Consider the following 15,824-nt stretch of genomic DNA (forward strand, 5'->3'; position numbering starts at 1 on the left):
ATGAAGATTCGTTTTGAAATGAAGACAGAGTTTTCAGAAAAAGACCCACACATTTTAATTCAGGCGGCTCAGTTAACCGACCAAGCAAGAGAGGTCATGGAGTATTTAGAACAATTTTCAACGACCAATCAGGTGGTCATTCCTATTCGAACGGATGATCATCTGGTTATGGTGAAAATTGAGGATCTTATTCTAGCAGATATCGATAAGAATTTGTTGACCATTTATACGGTAGATGGGATTTATAAAACTAAGGAAACATTGACAAACTTTCAGAATCGAATTAATCGGCGTAACTTTATACAGATATCACGTCATTCAATTATAAACATTGACCATCTAGAGTCATTATCGGATAGCTTTTCAGGGAACATGATGGCTAAAATGACTCGGGGTCTCAAATCGAGTGTGAGTCGGAAATACGTTAAGTCCTTAATGGATTATCTAGGTTTATAGGAGAAAATCATGAAGCGATTGATTGCTTATTTTGTATCGGGAATGCGTACGGCCTCCTTTGTTTATTTGAGTTTGGTGTTATTGGCTCAGTTTTATTCAGGTATTACCTATCCCGCACCAACGACAAAAAATATTCTAGCTTTGTTTTTGATGAGTGGAATTATGGGGGTATTGACCTTAATCCTTGAAAAGCTAGAGTTTCTTGCTTATAGTATGCGTGTGGGAGTTCATTTATTAGCGACAGCTACTATTCTAGTATTGACCTACCTATTTTTTGGCTGGGGTTCAGCATTGTTGAGTCCCTTGCTTTGGTTCTTTTTCTTGTTGATTTATGGACTGATATGGTTGTACCAGATCTGGCAAACTCACAAGCTCGCCCAACGAATTAATCAAGCCTTAGAAGATAAAAGAAAGAAAACGAATCACTAATGTAGTGTTGAGGATGAGGTTTGAAGAGAGTGCTAGTTTCCATTTAGAGTAATTTATGATATAGTATTTTCAGTATAAAAATAAGGAGAAAGCTATGCCAGTAAATGAATATGGTCAGATGATTGGTGAGTCAATGGAAGGTTATACACCCGGTGCACTGCCTTCTATTGATTTCTTAGAAGGGCGTTATGCTAGGGTAGAGGCTCTTTCGGTGGAAAAGCATGTAGAGGATTTATTAGCTGTTTATGGCCCTGATACGCCTCGGGAGATGTGGACTTACCTCTTTCAGGAGCCAGTAGCAGACATGGAGGAACTGGTCAGCCTTTTAAATCAGATGTTGGCTCGTAAGGACCGTTTTTACTATGCAATTATAGATAGGTCAACTGGTAAGGCTTTGGGAACTTTTTCTCTCATGCGCATTGATCAGAATAACCGAGTGATAGAAGTGGGGGCGGTCACTTTTTCTCCAGAGCTCAGGGGAACACGGATAGGAACTGAAGCCCAGTATCTCCTCGCTCACTATGTTTTTGAAGAACTCCACTATCGTCGCTATGAGTGGAAATGTGATTCTCTTAATTTGCCATCCAGACGAGCTGCGGAGCGTTTGGGATTTATTTATGAAGGAACCTTCCGTCAGGCAGTGGTTTATAAGGAGCGTACGAGGGATACGGATTGGTTGTCTATGATTGATAAGGACTGGCCCAAAGTCAAATCTCGTTTGATAGCATGGCTGACTCCTGAAAACTTTGATAAAAATGGACAGCAGTACAAGAGCTTGAGAGAGCTTTAATAGGTGTTGAGATGATTACTATTAAAAAGCAAGAAATTGTCAAGCTAGAGGATGTCTTGCATCTCTATCAGGCTGTCGGTTGGACAAATTATACCCATCAACCAGAGATGCTGGAGCAGGCCTTATCTCATTCATTAGTGATTTATGTGGCGCTTGATGGCGATGCTGTGGTGGGCTTGATTCGTTTGGTTGGAGATGGATTCTCATCAATACTGGTTCAGGATTTAATCGTTTTACCTATCTATCAGCGTCAAGGGATAGGCAGTGCTTTGATGAAAGAGGCTTTAGAGGATTACAAAGATGCCTATCAAGTCCAGCTGGTGACAGAACAGACAGAAAGAACCTTGGAATTCTATCGTTCTATGGGCTTTGAAATCTTATCCACCTATAATTGTATAGGTATGACTTGGGTGAATCGTAAAAAATAACAAAACTTGTTTTTTCTTAAGCAAAGTTTAAGGCTGGTCTAGTATTATATAGTCATTAAATAAAGACCTCCTAACTTTATTTAATGAAATCCTAAAACTTTTTTCATCATAATCTCCTAATGAAGTCACCCAATCAGGTGGCTTTTTTGTAGGGTGAGGTGATGCTGATAGAAATTTTTTTAAAAATGGTAGAATTTGAGAAAAGTTAAGCTAGTTTTAAGTTTCGTCTTGTATCATATAGTTATTAAATAAAGACCTCCTAACTTTATTTAATAAAATCCTAAACTTTTCTTTTTCATAATAATCTCCCTTAACTCCACCCAATCAGGTGGAGTTTTTTGGCTCTATTTCAGGCTTTTGGGGACTATTCTAAAAATCATTTTTCGATATTTTTCTGATTTTGGTCGGGGAATTGGCGGGAATCTTTTTAGCGAATATGACTAAGAAATAGGTCTGTTGCTATTTAAGTGAATTCAACCTTAATTTGATTGTAGGTGACTGTTAATTGAAGGACTGGAACTGCTGTAATAATGATTTTGCTTGTCCAGTAGTGGCGTATTAAATGAGGAGTGACATGTAAGATTGTCTCTTCGTTTACTAAATCAAAATTTCTATGAAATTGATAGAATCCCTAACTTTCTCTTAAACTTGAAAGTCTTGTTGTAAAGCGGTTAAAGCTTGAGAAGCTGAGAATGTAAAGTTTTGACAAATTTTGTCAACTGTGGGATAATAAAAGGGAATTAAGTATTGTGTCTATATCATAGGCTAGAAAAGACCCCAAGCTCACGTCCAAATAAGCTTGGGGTCTTTTTGACACTATTTGTTCTTGTTTATCCATTTATCGACTAAGCGAAGAACGACACCGACCACAATTGGTCCGATGATAGTTTTAAGTATTGTATCCATCATGGGCTAATTCACCTCCTCTAGCAGGCGGTGTAGAAGTGCCGAACAATATTATACCATAAAAGAGAAATTGGGCAAAAACTCAATTTCAGGAGAAAATGAAGTAAATCTTTCCACAATAAAACGCATAGTATCAAGGTTTTCAACACTGATATTATGCGTTTTTTGATTTTAAAGACTTTTTTCTCAGACTTATGATTGGTTTTGTCAGTTTTCTTATTTTCGTGGAGGGTTATGGAATTTATCTGTTCTTTACTGAATCCAACCTTTATGTAGAAGATTTATCCCAGAATGGATTATTTGGTTTTGTGACTTTCTTTATCATCTTTAATTTAGTTTTACTGGCTTTAGCATGCTGGGCAGGATACAAGTGGAAGAGGGGATATTAACAAAAGTGGAGAAAACTACATTAGTTCCTCTCCACTTTTATGTTTCTAGCTAATTGGTAATTATAACTTATTACGATCGAAGTCACCTATCCTTATCTTTCAAAAAATGGTCAATCTTAGCCATCAAGAGCTTGTGCTCGTATATTTTACAGATATCACGAGCCTGTAAATAATAGTCAAGAATTTCATCGTGCTTTAAAAAATCTTTTCCGGCGTTCGCAACGATAGTTAAAAGAGGCGCCAGCTGATAGCTGGTCTCTTTTTGTTTACAAAAGTCAATGGTTTCTAAGGCTTCTTGGACAGCTTCTAACTCCTTCCCTTTAGAGTGTAAATAATAGGCGAAATTATGTTTAACTCGAATATAACCAAATAAAAACTCTTGGTGGTTTAAATCTTTTTCCTGATACAAACTGATAAGAAGTGAGTTATTTTCTTCATATTCTGCATCACGCCCTACAGAAAAATAAAAATTAGATAAAGTATTGAGAAGTTTAAGATACACAGATGAGCTGATCGAAAGCTTTGGCAAAGCGTTTTCTAGACTGGCGATAGCTTCATCTTTGGAACTATGTAAGTAGAAAAGGATAATCGCTTGAATCCATAGAAGATAAAATTCATCCTCAGTAGACAGATACTGAGACTTTTCTTTTTCTAAGTTTAAGAGGTATTCTAAATCCTCGTAATTTCGATCTTCAAGTAATTTTTCTGCTAATTTCTTAAACGGTGTTATATTGGAAGTCATTTCAATCTGTTCATCGAAAAAATATTCTAAAGGAACTTGAAGCCGATTTGCAAGTTTATAGAGTAAATCAGCAGCAGGCATATAGTTGCCACGCTCTATTTTGCTGATTTGGCTTTGCTCACAAATTCCTTCGGAAAGTGTTTTTTGTGAGAAGCCTTTTTCTTTTCTCTTTGCTTTTAGTTTGTCAGATAATATGCTCATCTTTAAACCTTCTTTAAATAAATTTATGATTAATTATATACTTTTAATCTCTATTTTTCAACTTCCTGACACAAAAATAGTCTCAAAAGAATAAATAGAAAATAAACTGAAAAAAAGAATATTTTTATTGACAAAGAAGATTTAAAGTAGTACACTTACAAGTGTAAAGATAAGAAAAAGGTGGTTAATATGAGTATTTTAGCAAAGTTTCGTAAAATCATTTTATATCATCTTTTTTCAGGATTATTTTGTAAGCGTTTGCTTTAAAAAGCTATAAATCAACTACAATATATTTTGGGTTCGAGAGTTATACAACAAGATTCAACAATTAGTGTAGTTAATCTTGGACTGGAGGATTTATTTATTAAATGTTTGTGAAGTAACATTTATATAATGAATCGTGTCATAGATTGAAGGACTTAAAGGGGGTACTGTAAGTTTGCTATACCTTATTACCTTCTCATATAAGTAGTTATACAGGAACTACTCTATTATGTCTTTTGATGTGGGTGTATAGATATTAGGAGGAGAATAAAATGAGAAATCCAGTAATACAGACATCTAATTTATCAAAATCCTATGATGGGAAAATTATCTTAGATAAGATAGACTTTACGCTAAAACAGGGAGAAATTTATGGCTTACTAGGAAGAAATGGAGCTGGAAAGACAACCTTTATCAAGGCTATTTTAGGCTTGACAGCTATGGATAGTGGTGAAGTGAATATTCTATCTGAAAAACTGTTAGGTGAATTTTCTAAGGACTTGCTATCTCAAATCGGTGTGGTATTGGACAGTGCTTCTTTTTATCCTAATTTAACGGGGCCTGAAAATCTTTCTATTTTTGCGAGATTGAGAGGAGTTTCGCTAAAACAAGTAGAGCAAGCTTTACAAGTAGTAGGATTAGATGGAGAAAATAAAAAACTATTCAAACAGTATTCTCTAGGAATGAAGCAACGGTTGGCAATTGCTAACGCTATTATGCACCAGCCGAAAATTCTGATATTAGATGAACCAACAAATGGTTTAGATCCTATTGGTATCCTTGAAATGCGCCGTTATCTAAAGGAACTCAGTACCAATCATGGCATTTCGATTTTAATATCCAGTCACATTATTTCAGAACTTGAAAAGCTTGTAGATAGAGTTGGGATACTGCATGATGCCCACCTTATGGCTGAAAAGACTATGCAGGATTTGATAGATGGTGCAGAGAAAAGAAAAATCCACCTAATTGTTTCGGATGCTTCTCAAGCTAAGGAAGTGCTTTGCAGGATAAATCTGCAAGAACAGATTAGTATTCTTTCGGATATAGAACTTGAACTTCAGGGAGAATCACCTACTTTTGACATTGCGGTCGTATCTAACTCCTTAAAAGACAACGGAATAGTTCTAAAAGAATATTCTTATAAAAACAATGAAAGTTTAGAGAATTACTTTAAGCGGGTAACAGGAGGTGAGGGAATTGCTTGATTTAGTGAAGATTGAATTTCTCAAACAAAGGCATCAAAAACTGAATTTTGTCTTATATGGTGTTGTTTCCCTCTACCTAGCTCTCATCTGTTATTATGTAAATGATGCGAGAGGCTTGTTTGACTCCTTTCCCTTTGTCTATAAATTTTCTTTGTCTTATTTAAACTTTTTGATTCTCCCTTTGTATTGTGTTTCCTATACAATACAGGCATTTGGTGTAGAATATCGCTATCGCATCATGAACAACTTGAAACTCGCTTCAGCAAATCTAATGAAGACATTCTGGGCTAAGATTTTGTATATAGAAATCAATGCTCTGTGTATCATGTTATTCACCTATATTTCGGTTTCCTTATTCGCATTACTATCCCGCTTTTCTTCGACAGTCAGTTTGTCTTTATTATTAAGATTTTTCTATCTTTGTATGAGTAGTGGTGTCTTAATTCCCATGGGAGTATTTCCTTTAGTTGCTTTGGTCATGATAAAAGTCAGAGGCAAGGAGATAGTTGGAAATTTGGTCGGTGTCATGTATGTTTTAGTGTCATTTTTTTTAGCAAGGACGAGTCCAAATATCATTCCAGTAACAAGTGCTAACAGTTTAATCTGGGAAGGAAACAGAGAAGGAGTGGTGCTTCAACAGCCAGCTATCTTATCGATTATTGTACTAGGTTTATCTTTACTTGTTGTGTCTTTCTTGTCCATTAAATCTTGGTTAAGAAAGGTGGATGAATAAATGTTGATGCTAGAATTGATTAAACTAAGAAGGCGAAAGATACTGTATATGATTCCCTTTGTAACCATCCTGCTCTTTTTGTTAGAGTTTATGATTGGTCATCAGATTTATCAAGGACATTCGTACGGTAGTGTGAATGGCTGGTATGTAGAAAATGGTTTCTTCTTTTTGAACTACTATTTTCTCCTTCCTTTTGCGAGCATGATTTTAGTGGATTCGATAAGAATAGAACAAGTGTCTAAAACGATTTCAAATCTCAGACTGATTCCTATCGATTTGAAACGATTACTCCAAGCGAAGTTTATGCTTACTTTGTTGATAAATCTACTAGTCAGTGAATTTACCTTTTTGGCTATGCTTATCCTAGAGCTAATGGATGGTGATTTTGCTTTCTCTAGTCTTACAATTTTATCGTGGGGATTTGGTTATGGAGTAATTGCTTTTGCTTATACACTGTCTGCTGGCATTATTGTCCTCTTCTTAGGAAAATATCGGAAGGAACTTATTCTTGCCCTACCACTTGCCTTTTTATTGTCATTTGCAGGTTTGTTTACTTTAACAACGGTTGTTGGGAGATATTATCTGGCAAATTTACTACTAATCATCATGGAGGAATTCACGATTTTAACAGTTTCTGTATATGCCGTGTGGCTGATTACCTTGGTGGCATGTCTTCTTTATTTGTTGGCAGATAAACGCATGATGAACACTATTTTTGCTTATAAATGACAAGCTGAGTAGATGAGGGTATAAACCTTTGAAAAATTTTGTGAACTATGGGATAATAAAAAGGAATTGAGTACTAGTTCTATATCATGGACTAGAAAAGACCCCAAGCTAACTTCCACATTAAGCTCGGGGTCTTTTTTGACACTATCTATTTTTGTTTAGCTATTTATCGTCTAAGCGAAGGATGACACCGACCACAATCGGTCCGATGATAGTTTTAAGGATTAGTTCTATCATGGGCTATCTCACCTCCTTTCGTAGGCGGTGTAGCAGTGCCGTAGAATGTTATACCACATAGGTGCTAAACTCGGGAGGCACCCAATCGGGTGGCTTTTTTGTTTGTGGCTTGGTTTTTTGATATAATAGAGCCATGAGTAGAATTTTAGATAATGAGATAATGGGGGATGAGGAGTTAGTAGAACGCACGCTCCGTCCTCAGTACTTACGTGAATATATTGGACAGGATAAGGTTAAGGACCAGCTCCAAATCTTTATCGAGGCTGCCAAGATGCGGGATGAAGCGCTGGATCATGTGCTCTTATTTGGGCCTCCAGGCTTGGGAAAAACGACCATGGCTTTTGTTATTGCCAACGAACTAGGTGTCAATCTCAAGCAGACTTCGGGTCCAGTGATTGAAAAAGCCGGAGATCTGGTAGCGATTTTGAATGACTTAGAGCCTGGGGATGTCCTTTTTATTGATGAGATTCATCGCTTGCCCATGTCGGTGGAAGAGGTGCTTTATAGTGCCATGGAGGATTTCTACATTGATATCATGATTGGGGCTGGTGAAGGCAGTCGCAGTGTTCATTTGGAGTTGCCACCTTTTACCTTGATTGGTGCGACGACTCGGGCTGGTATGCTCTCAAATCCACTACGGGCACGTTTTGGGATTACAGGTCATATGGAGTATTATGCTCATGCTGACTTGACAGAAATTGTTGAGCGGACGGCAGATATTTTTGAGATGGAAATCACGCATGAGGCAGCATCTGAGTTGGCCCTACGGAGTCGTGGAACCCCTCGTATTGCCAATCGTCTCCTCAAGCGCGTGCGCGATTTTGCCCAGATAATGGGGAATGGGGTTATCGATGATCTTATTACCGATAAGGCTTTGACTATGCTGGATGTTGACCATGAAGGTTTGGACTATGTGGATCAAAAAATCCTTCGCACCATGATTGAGATGTACGGTGGTGGTCCTGTTGGTCTAGGAACTCTTTCTGTTAATATAGCAGAAGAGCGTGAGACAGTTGAAGACATGTATGAGCCCTACTTGATTCAAAAAGGTTTTATCATGCGGACACGGTCTGGACGGGTGGCGACTGCTAAGGCATATGAGCATTTGGGGTATGAGTACAATGAAAAATAAGCAAGAAATTCTAGAGGCTTTTAGAAAAAATCCAGATATGATGGCTACTCTGACTATCATCCGAGATTTTGGCTTAAAAGACTCGTGGTTGGCAGCGGGTTCTATCAGAAATTTCATCTGGAATCTCTTGTCAGACAAATCCCCTTTTGACTGTGAAACAGATGTAGATGTGATTTTCTTTGATCCGGATATTTCTTATGAGGAAACCTTGTTCCTAGAGAAAAAGTTGAGAGCGGATTTTCCTCAGTATCAGTGGGAATTGAAAAATCAGGTCTATATGCACCAGCACAGCCCTCATACTGCTCCCTATAGCAGCTCTTGTGATGCTATGAGTAAGTATCCAGAACGATGTACGGCTGTTGGACTGCGCTTGAATGAAGAATCTGATTTTGAACTCTATGCACCTTATGGTTTGGAGGATATTTTGAATTTTCAAGTTCGTCCAACTCCTCATTTTTTAGAGAATCAAGACCGAATGGTTCTCTATCAAACACGATTATCCAAGAAAAATTGGCAGGAGAAATGGAAAAATTTGATTTTTAAAAATACTTAAGGAAACTTTAAGCTAGGAAGTGTATACTAAGTTCATAAGTTAAGAAGATCTTAACTTAAACTCCTAAAACTTTTTCATAATAATCTCCCTATAAAAAATAGAGTCGCCCAATCAGGCGGCTTATTTTTTTGAAAAATGGGCTTGGTGCCTGAGAATAATACTCAATGAAAATCAAAGAGCAAACTAGGAAGCTAGCCGCAGGCTGTACTTGAGTACGGCAAGGTGAAGCTGACGTGGTTTGAATTTGATTTTCGAAGAGTATAAATAGCTTAGTGATAGAAGAAAATAGGGAAATATGGTATAATGAAACGATAGATTTTTGAATAGGAATAAGATCATGTTTGGATTTTTTAAGAAAGATAAGGCTGTGGAAGTAGAGGTTCCGACACAGGTTCCTGCTCATATCGGCATCATCATGGATGGCAATGGCCGTTGGGCTAAAAAACGTATGCAACCGCGAGTCTTCGGGCATAAGGCGGGCATGGAAGCATTGCAAACTGTGACCAAGGCAGCCAACAAACTAGGCGTTAAGGTTATTACGGTCTATGCTTTTTCTACGGAAAACTGGACCCGCCCCGATCAGGAAGTCAAGTTTATCATGAACTTGCCAGTAGAGTTTTATGATAATTATGTCCCGGAATTGCATGCGAATAATGTTAAAATTCAAATGATTGGGGAAACGGACCGCCTGCCTAAGCAAACCTTTGAAGCTCTGACTAAAGCTGAGGAATTGACTAAGAACAACACAGGTTTGATTCTTAATTTTGCCCTCAACTATGGTGGACGTGCTGAGATTACACAGGCTCTTAAGTTGATTTCTCAGGATGTTTTAGATGCCAAAATCAACCCAGGTGACATCACAGAGGAATTGATTGGTAATTATCTTTTTACCCAGCATTTGCCTAAGGAGTTACGAGACCCAGACTTGATTATCCGTACTAGTGGAGAATTGCGTTTGAGCAATTTCCTTCCATGGCAGGGAGCCTATAGTGAGCTCTATTTTACGGACACCTTGTGGCCTGATTTTGACGAGGCAGCCTTGCAGGAAGCCATTCTTGCCTACAATCGTCGTCATCGCCGATTTGGAGGAGTTTAGGAGGAAATATGACACAGGATTTACAGAAAAGAACCTTGTTTGCAGGGATTGCCCTGGCTATTTTCCTACCAATTTTAATGATTGGGGGCCTCTTGCTTCAGATAGCAATTGGAATCATAGCCATGCTAGCCATGCATGAACTTTTGAAGATGAGAGGTCTAGAGACCATGACGATGGAGGGCCTATTGACCCTCTTTGCAACCTTTGCCTTGACCATTCCCTTGGAGAATTACCTGACTTTTTTGCCAGTTGATGGGAATGTGGTTGCCTATAGTGTTTTGATTTCAATTATGTTAGGAACGACTGTTTTTAGCAAGTCTTATACGATTGAGGACGCTGTTTTCCCTCTTGCTATGAGTTTCTATGTAGGCTTTGGATTTAATGCTTTACTAGATGCTCGCGTTGCAGGGTTAGATAAGGCACTATTAGCCTTGTGTATCGTCTGGGCGACAGACAGTGGTGCCTATCTTGTTGGGATGAACTATGGTAAACGAAAGTTAGCTCCGACAGTTTCTCCAAATAAAACCTTTGAGGGTGCCTTGGGTGGTATTTTAGGTGCGATTTTAGTAACTATTATCTTTATGATAGTTGACAGTACAGTTGCTCTTCCGTATGGAATTTACAAGATGTCAGTCTTTGCTATTTTCTTTAGCATTGCTGGACAATTTGGTGATTTATTAGAAAGTTCGATCAAGCGTCACTTTGGTGTCAAGGATTCTGGGAAATTTATTCCTGGACATGGTGGTGTTTTGGATCGTTTTGATAGTATGTTGCTTGTATTTCCAATTATGCACTTGTTTGGACTCTTTTAATCAAAAGACGGAGGAAATACTATGCTCGGAATTTTAACCTTTATTCTGGTTTTTGGGATTATTGTAGTGGTGCACGAGTTCGGACACTTCTACTTTGCCAAGAAATCAGGGATTCTAGTGCGTGAATTTGCCATTGGCATGGGACCCAAGATCTTTGCTCATATTGGCAAGGATGGAACTGCATATACCATTCGCATCTTGCCTCTGGGAGGCTACGTTCGCATGGCCGGTTGGGGTGATGATACAACTGAAATCAAGACAGGAACTCCTGTCAGTTTGACGCTTACTGATGATGGTAAGGTTAAACGCATCAATCTTTCAGGTAAAAAATTAGATCAAACAGCCCTCCCTATGCAGGTGACCCAGTTTGACTTTGAAGACAAGCTCTTTATCAAGGGCTTGGTTCTGGAAGAAGAAAAAACATTTGCAGTGGATCACGATGCAACGGTTGTGGAAGCAGATGGTACTGAGGTTCGGATTGCACCTTTAGATGTTCAATATCAAAATGCGACTATCTGGGGGAAACTGATTACCAACTTTGCAGGTCCTATGAACAACTTTATCTTAGGTATCGTTGTTTTTTGGATTTTAATCTTTATGCAGGGTGGTGTCAGAGATGTTGATACCAATCAATTCCATGTCATGCCTCAAGGGGCCTTGGCTAAGGTAGGAGTGCCAGAAACGGCCCAGATTACCAAGATTGGCTCACATGAGGTTAGCAACTGGGAAAGTTTGATTCAGGCTGTGGAATCAGAAACCAAAGATAAGACGGCCCCGACCTTGGATGTGACTATTTCTGAAAATGGTAGTGACAAACAAGTCACTGTTAGTCCGGAAGAAAGTCAAGGCGGTTACCTTCTAGGTGTTCAACCGGGGATTAAGTCAGATTTTGTATCTATGTTTGTAGGTGGTTTTACAACTGCTGCTGACTCGGCCCTCCGAATTCTCTCAGCACTGAAAAATCTGATTTTCCAACCGGATTTGAACAAGCTAGGTGGACCTGTTGCCATCTTTAAGGCAAGTAGTGATGCTGCTAAAAATGGAATTGAGAATGTCTTGTACTTCTTGGCAATAATTTCCATCAATATTGGGATTTTTAATCTTATTCCGATTCCAGCCCTGGATGGTGGTAAGATTGTGCTCAATATCCTAGAAGCCATTCGCCGCAAACCATTGAAACAAGAAATTGAAACCTATGTCACCTTGGCCGGAGTGGTCATCATGGTTGTCTTGATGATTGCTGTGACCTGGAATGACATCATGCGACTCTTTTTTAGATAATCGAGGAATATTATGAAACAAAGTAAAATGCCTATCCCAACGCTTCGCGAAATGCCAAGCGATGCTCAAGTTATCAGCCACGCTCTTATGTTGCGAGCTGGTTATGTTCGCCAAGTTTCAGCAGGTGTTTATTCTTACTTACCACTTGCCAACCGTGTGATTGAAAAAGCCAAAAACATCATGCGCCAAGAGTTTGACAAGATTGGTGCCGTTGAGATGTTGGCTCCTGCCCTTCTCAGTGCAGAGTTGTGGCGCGAATCAGGTCGTTACGAAACTTATGGTGAAGACCTTTACAAGCTAAAAAACCGTGAAAAATCAGACTTTATCCTAGGTCCAACTCACGAAGAAACATTTACAGCTATTGTTCGTGATTCTGTTAAGTCTTACAAGCAATTGCCGCTTAACCTTTATCAAATCCAGCCTAAGTATCGTGATGAAAAACGCCCACGTAATGGACTACTCCGTACACGTGAGTTTATCATGAAAGATGCTTACAGTTTCCACGCTAACTATGATAGCTTGGACAGTGTTTACGATGAGTACAAGGCTGCTTATGAGCGTATTTTCACTCGTAGTGGTTTAGATTTCAAGGCTATCATCGGTGACGGTGGAGCCATGGGTGGTAAGGACAGCCAAGAATTTATGGCTATTACACCTGCTCGTACAGACCTTGACCGATGGGTTGTTTTGGACAAGTCAGTTACCTCATTTGATGAAATTCCTGCAGAAGTGCAAGAAGAAATCAAGGCAGAATTGCTTAAATGGATGGTTTCTGGTGAAGATACCATTGCTTACTCAAGTGAGTCTAGCTATGCTGCTAACTTGGAAATGGCAACAAACGAGTACAAACCAAGCAACCGTGTCGTTGCTGAAGAAGAAGTGACTCGTGTTGCAACACCAGATGTTAAAACAATCGATGAAGTTGCCGCCTTCCTCAACGTTCCAGAAGAACAAACGATTAAAACCCTCTTCTACATGGCAGACGGTGAGCTTGTTGCCGCCCTTCTAGTTGGAAATGATCAGCTTAATGAAGTTAAGTTGAAAAACCACTTGGGAGCAGATTTCTTTGACGTTGCTAGCGAAGAAGAAGTGGCAAATGTTGTTCAAGCAGGATTTGGTTCACTTGGCCCAGTTGCTTTGCCAGAGAATATTAAAATTATTGCAGATCGTAAAGTGCAAGATGTTCGCAATGCAGTTGTCGGTGCTAACGAAGATGGCTACCACTTGACTGGTGTGAACCCAGGCCGTGATTTTACTGCAGAATATGTGGATATCCGTGAAGTTCGTGAGGGTGAAATTTCTCCAGACGGACAAGGTGTCCTTAACTTTGCGCGTGGTATCGAAATTGGTCACATCTTCAAACTCGGCACTCGCTATTCAGCAAGTATGGGAGCAGATGTTTTGGACGAAAATGGCCGTGCTGTGCCAATTATCATGGGATGTTACGGTATCGGTGTCAGCCGTCTCCTTTCAGCAGTGATGGAGCAACACGCTCGCCTCTTTGTTAACAAAACACCAAAAGGTGAATACCGTTACGCTTGGGGAATCAATTTCCCTAAAGAATTGGCACCATTTGATGTACACTTGATTACTGTTAATGTCAAGGACGAAGAAGCGCAAGCCTTGACAGAAAAGCTTGAAGCAAGCTTGATGGGAGCTGGTTATGAAGTCTTGACAGATGACCGTAACGAACGTGTTGGTGTTAAATTCAGCGATAGTGACTTGATTGGGTTGCCAATCCGCATCACCGTTGGTAAAAAAGCGGCTGATGGCATCGTAGAAGTGAAGATTAAAGCGACTGGTGACACTATCGAAGTTCATGCAGATAATGTGCTTCAAACGCTTGAAATCCTCAGCAAGAAATAAAAACTATAATCAGAAGAAAAACAAGGAAAAAATGTAACTAGTTTTTACCTTGTTTTTTCTGTATAATGGGAAAAATGACTAGATAAAGAGGTAAATGTATGCTAAGATTTCCAAAGGATTTTGTCTGGGGATCCTCTACTTCTGGACCACAAACAGAGGGACGTGTAGCTGGTGACGGTAAGGGAGATAATCTCTGGGATTACTGGTTCCAAGTGGAGCCAAATCGCTATTATAATGGAATTGGTCCAGATAAAACATCAACCTTTTATGAAAACTGGGAAAAGGATATTGAGCTACTAGTAGAAACTGGTCATACGGCCTTTCGGACTTCTATTCAGTGGTCACGGATTTTTCCACAAGGGCGTGGAAAAGTCAATGCTCAAGGTGTGGATTTCTATCGTAAGGTTTTTGAGGCTATTAAGGCCAAAGGGATTCGTCTTTTAGTCAATCTTTATCATTTTGATTTACCTTTTGCCCTTCAAGAAAATGGTGATGGTTGGGAAAATAAGGCGACTGTCTCAGCCTATGAAGACTATGCTCGTTTTTGTTTTGAGACTTATGGAGATTTGGTAGACCAATGGATTACCTTTAACGAGCCCATCGTTCCAGTAGAATTTGGATATTTTTACGATGCCCATTATCCACATAAGGTGGATGCAGAGGCAGCCGTTAAAGTAGCTTATCATACACAATTGGCTAGCAGTCGGGCGGTTAAGGCTTGTCATGAACTTTTGCCAGATTCCAAGATTGGGATTGTCTTAAACTTGACACCGGCTTATCCACGTAGCCAGCATCCTGCTGATGTCAAGGCGGCTCGTATTGCGGACCTTTTTCAGGCCCAATCTTTCTTAGATCCATCTGTTTTGGGGACTTATCCACAGGAGTTGGTAGAAATCTTACATGAATACGGTCTCTTGCCTGATTCTACAGAGGAGGAGTTGGAGCTCATTCGTGACAATACGGTGGACTTCCTTGGTGTCAACTACTATCAACCTTTGCGTGTTATGGCACCTCGATTTGCTAAGCATCCAGAGAGTCCACTCTTGCCAGAACATTTTTACGAGCCTTATGTGATGCCTGGACGTAAAATCAATCCTCATCGTGGCTGGGAGATTTATGAGCAAGGGATTTATGACATCGCCCAAAATATCAAGGGGAATTATGGCAATATTGAGTGGATGTTGACTGAGAATGGTATGGGTGTTGAAGGGGAAGAAAAATTCCGTCAAGATGGAATGATTCAAGATGATTACCGTATTGACTTTGTAAAAGGTCATCTTCGTGAACTTCACCGTGCTATTGAAGATGGAGCCAACTGTAAAGGATACTTAATCTGGACCTTTATTGATTGCTGGTCATGGCTCAACAGCTATAAAAATCGCTATGGTTTGGTTGAATTAGACTTGGAAACGCAAGAACGTCGTCTGAAGAAATCAGGGCACTGGTTCAAGGAATTAAGCGACAATAATGGATTTTAAAAAGGACTCTGACTAATGATTTTAATTGGTCAGAGTCTTTTGCTTACAGGAGCTTAATTTGAACTATACCAATTTTTGCTCTTGACAAGTGAAA

General features: G+C 39.3%; 18 protein-coding genes. 15 read left to right on the forward strand and 3 right to left on the reverse strand.

Annotated elements, in window-relative coordinates; genetic code table 11:
* The 4 genes from ACLNCP_RS03830 to ACLNCP_RS03845 all read left to right on the forward strand — a co-directional run bounded on the left by ACLNCP_RS03830 (position 1) and on the right by ACLNCP_RS03845 (position 2,103).
* On the forward strand, positions 1 to 456 hold the full coding sequence (locus tag ACLNCP_RS03830; protein WP_268707161.1) for a LytTR family DNA-binding domain-containing protein: 456 nt from the start codon (positions 1 to 3) through the stop codon (positions 454 to 456).
* A 9-nt stretch (positions 457 to 465) separates the two neighbouring features.
* Positions 466 to 885: a DUF3021 domain-containing protein gene (locus ACLNCP_RS03835; protein WP_023946767.1), complete on the forward strand. Its 420-nt coding sequence runs from the start codon at positions 466 to 468 to the stop codon at positions 883 to 885.
* Positions 886 to 979: 94 nt separating this feature from the next.
* A complete protein-coding gene (locus ACLNCP_RS03840; protein ID WP_424844051.1) occupies positions 980 to 1,675 on the forward strand; it encodes a GNAT family N-acetyltransferase in 696 nt (231 codons plus the stop codon).
* 11 nt (positions 1,676 to 1,686) lie between these two features.
* Positions 1,687 to 2,103, forward strand: a complete 417-nt coding sequence (locus ACLNCP_RS03845; protein WP_061589611.1) for a GNAT family N-acetyltransferase — start codon at positions 1,687 to 1,689, stop codon at positions 2,101 to 2,103.
* 816 nt (positions 2,104 to 2,919) lie between these two features.
* Here ACLNCP_RS03845 and ACLNCP_RS03850 read toward each other — a convergent pair.
* Complete coding sequence (locus ACLNCP_RS03850; protein ID WP_084888247.1) at positions 2,920 to 3,012, reverse strand: type I toxin-antitoxin system Fst family toxin; 93 nt, start codon at positions 3,010 to 3,012, stop codon at positions 2,920 to 2,922.
* Positions 3,013 to 3,203: 191 nt separating this feature from the next.
* Here ACLNCP_RS03850 and ACLNCP_RS03855 point away from each other — a divergent pair, with 191 nt between their 5' ends.
* Positions 3,204 to 3,398 carry a DUF5966 family protein gene (locus tag ACLNCP_RS03855; RefSeq protein WP_150922741.1) on the forward strand — a complete coding sequence of 65 codons (195 nt, stop codon included), beginning with the start codon at positions 3,204 to 3,206 and terminating at the stop codon, positions 3,396 to 3,398.
* An 82-nt stretch (positions 3,399 to 3,480) separates the two neighbouring features.
* Here the strand turns inward: ACLNCP_RS03855 and ACLNCP_RS03860 are convergent, their stop codons facing one another.
* On the reverse strand, positions 3,481 to 4,341 hold the full coding sequence (locus tag ACLNCP_RS03860; protein ID WP_084888245.1) for a helix-turn-helix domain-containing protein: 861 nt from the start codon (positions 4,339 to 4,341) through the stop codon (positions 3,481 to 3,483).
* A gap of 536 nt (positions 4,342 to 4,877) precedes the next feature.
* Here ACLNCP_RS03860 and ACLNCP_RS03865 point away from each other — a divergent pair.
* Genes ACLNCP_RS03865 through ACLNCP_RS03875 form a run of 3 tightly spaced genes read left to right on the forward strand, consistent with a single transcriptional unit; the run spans position 4,878 to position 7,275 of the window.
* Complete coding sequence (locus tag ACLNCP_RS03865) at positions 4,878 to 5,813, forward strand: ABC transporter ATP-binding protein (protein WP_125454379.1); 936 nt, start codon at positions 4,878 to 4,880, stop codon at positions 5,811 to 5,813.
* A complete protein-coding gene (locus ACLNCP_RS03870) occupies positions 5,797 to 6,546 on the forward strand; it encodes an ABC transporter permease (protein WP_322741436.1) in 750 nt (249 codons plus the stop codon). The genes ACLNCP_RS03865 and ACLNCP_RS03870 overlap by 17 nt, the downstream gene beginning before the upstream one ends.
* Complete coding sequence (locus ACLNCP_RS03875) at positions 6,547 to 7,275, forward strand: ABC transporter permease (RefSeq protein ID WP_125454381.1); 729 nt, start codon at positions 6,547 to 6,549, stop codon at positions 7,273 to 7,275.
* A gap of 162 nt (positions 7,276 to 7,437) precedes the next feature.
* On the opposite strand, the gene ACLNCP_RS03880 is transcribed toward ACLNCP_RS03875, so the two are convergent.
* Entirely contained in the window at positions 7,438 to 7,512 is a 75-nt protein-coding gene (locus ACLNCP_RS03880; protein ID WP_084888304.1) for a type I toxin-antitoxin system Fst family toxin, read from the reverse strand.
* 133 nt (positions 7,513 to 7,645) lie between these two features.
* Between ACLNCP_RS03880 and ruvB the strand changes: the two genes are divergently transcribed.
* The 7 genes from ruvB (at position 7,646) to bglA (ending at position 15,730) form a co-directional block, all read left to right on the forward strand.
* Positions 7,646 to 8,644, forward strand: a complete 999-nt coding sequence (gene ruvB / locus ACLNCP_RS03885) for a Holliday junction branch migration DNA helicase RuvB (protein ID WP_004242086.1) — start codon at positions 7,646 to 7,648, stop codon at positions 8,642 to 8,644.
* Entirely contained in the window at positions 8,625 to 9,197 is a 573-nt protein-coding gene (locus ACLNCP_RS03890) for a nucleotidyltransferase family protein (protein WP_424844052.1), read from the forward strand. The genes ruvB and ACLNCP_RS03890 overlap by 20 nt, the downstream gene beginning before the upstream one ends.
* A 337-nt stretch (positions 9,198 to 9,534) precedes the next feature.
* Positions 9,535 to 10,293, forward strand: a complete 759-nt coding sequence (locus tag ACLNCP_RS03895; protein WP_000466722.1) for an isoprenyl transferase — start codon at positions 9,535 to 9,537, stop codon at positions 10,291 to 10,293.
* An 8-nt stretch (positions 10,294 to 10,301) separates the two neighbouring features.
* The gene (locus ACLNCP_RS03900) at positions 10,302 to 11,105 is read left to right on the forward strand and encodes a phosphatidate cytidylyltransferase (protein ID WP_000189860.1); all 804 of its coding nucleotides are present in this window, start codon (positions 10,302 to 10,304) and stop codon (positions 11,103 to 11,105) included.
* A gap of 21 nt (positions 11,106 to 11,126) precedes the next feature.
* Complete coding sequence (gene rseP / locus ACLNCP_RS03905; protein WP_424844053.1) at positions 11,127 to 12,386, forward strand: RIP metalloprotease RseP; 1,260 nt, start codon at positions 11,127 to 11,129, stop codon at positions 12,384 to 12,386.
* Positions 12,387 to 12,398: 12 nt separating this feature from the next.
* Positions 12,399 to 14,252, forward strand: a complete 1,854-nt coding sequence (locus ACLNCP_RS03910) for a proline--tRNA ligase (protein ID WP_424844054.1) — start codon at positions 12,399 to 12,401, stop codon at positions 14,250 to 14,252.
* A gap of 98 nt (positions 14,253 to 14,350) precedes the next feature.
* Positions 14,351 to 15,730, forward strand: a complete 1,380-nt coding sequence (gene bglA / locus ACLNCP_RS03915) for a 6-phospho-beta-glucosidase (RefSeq protein ID WP_424844055.1) — start codon at positions 14,351 to 14,353, stop codon at positions 15,728 to 15,730.
* The last annotated feature ends 94 nt before the right edge of the window (positions 15,731 to 15,824 follow it).

Origin of the sequence: Streptococcus sp. CL6.35, from assembly GCF_049737915.1 — a bacterium.
GTDB lineage: Bacteria > Bacillota > Bacilli > Lactobacillales > Streptococcaceae > Streptococcus.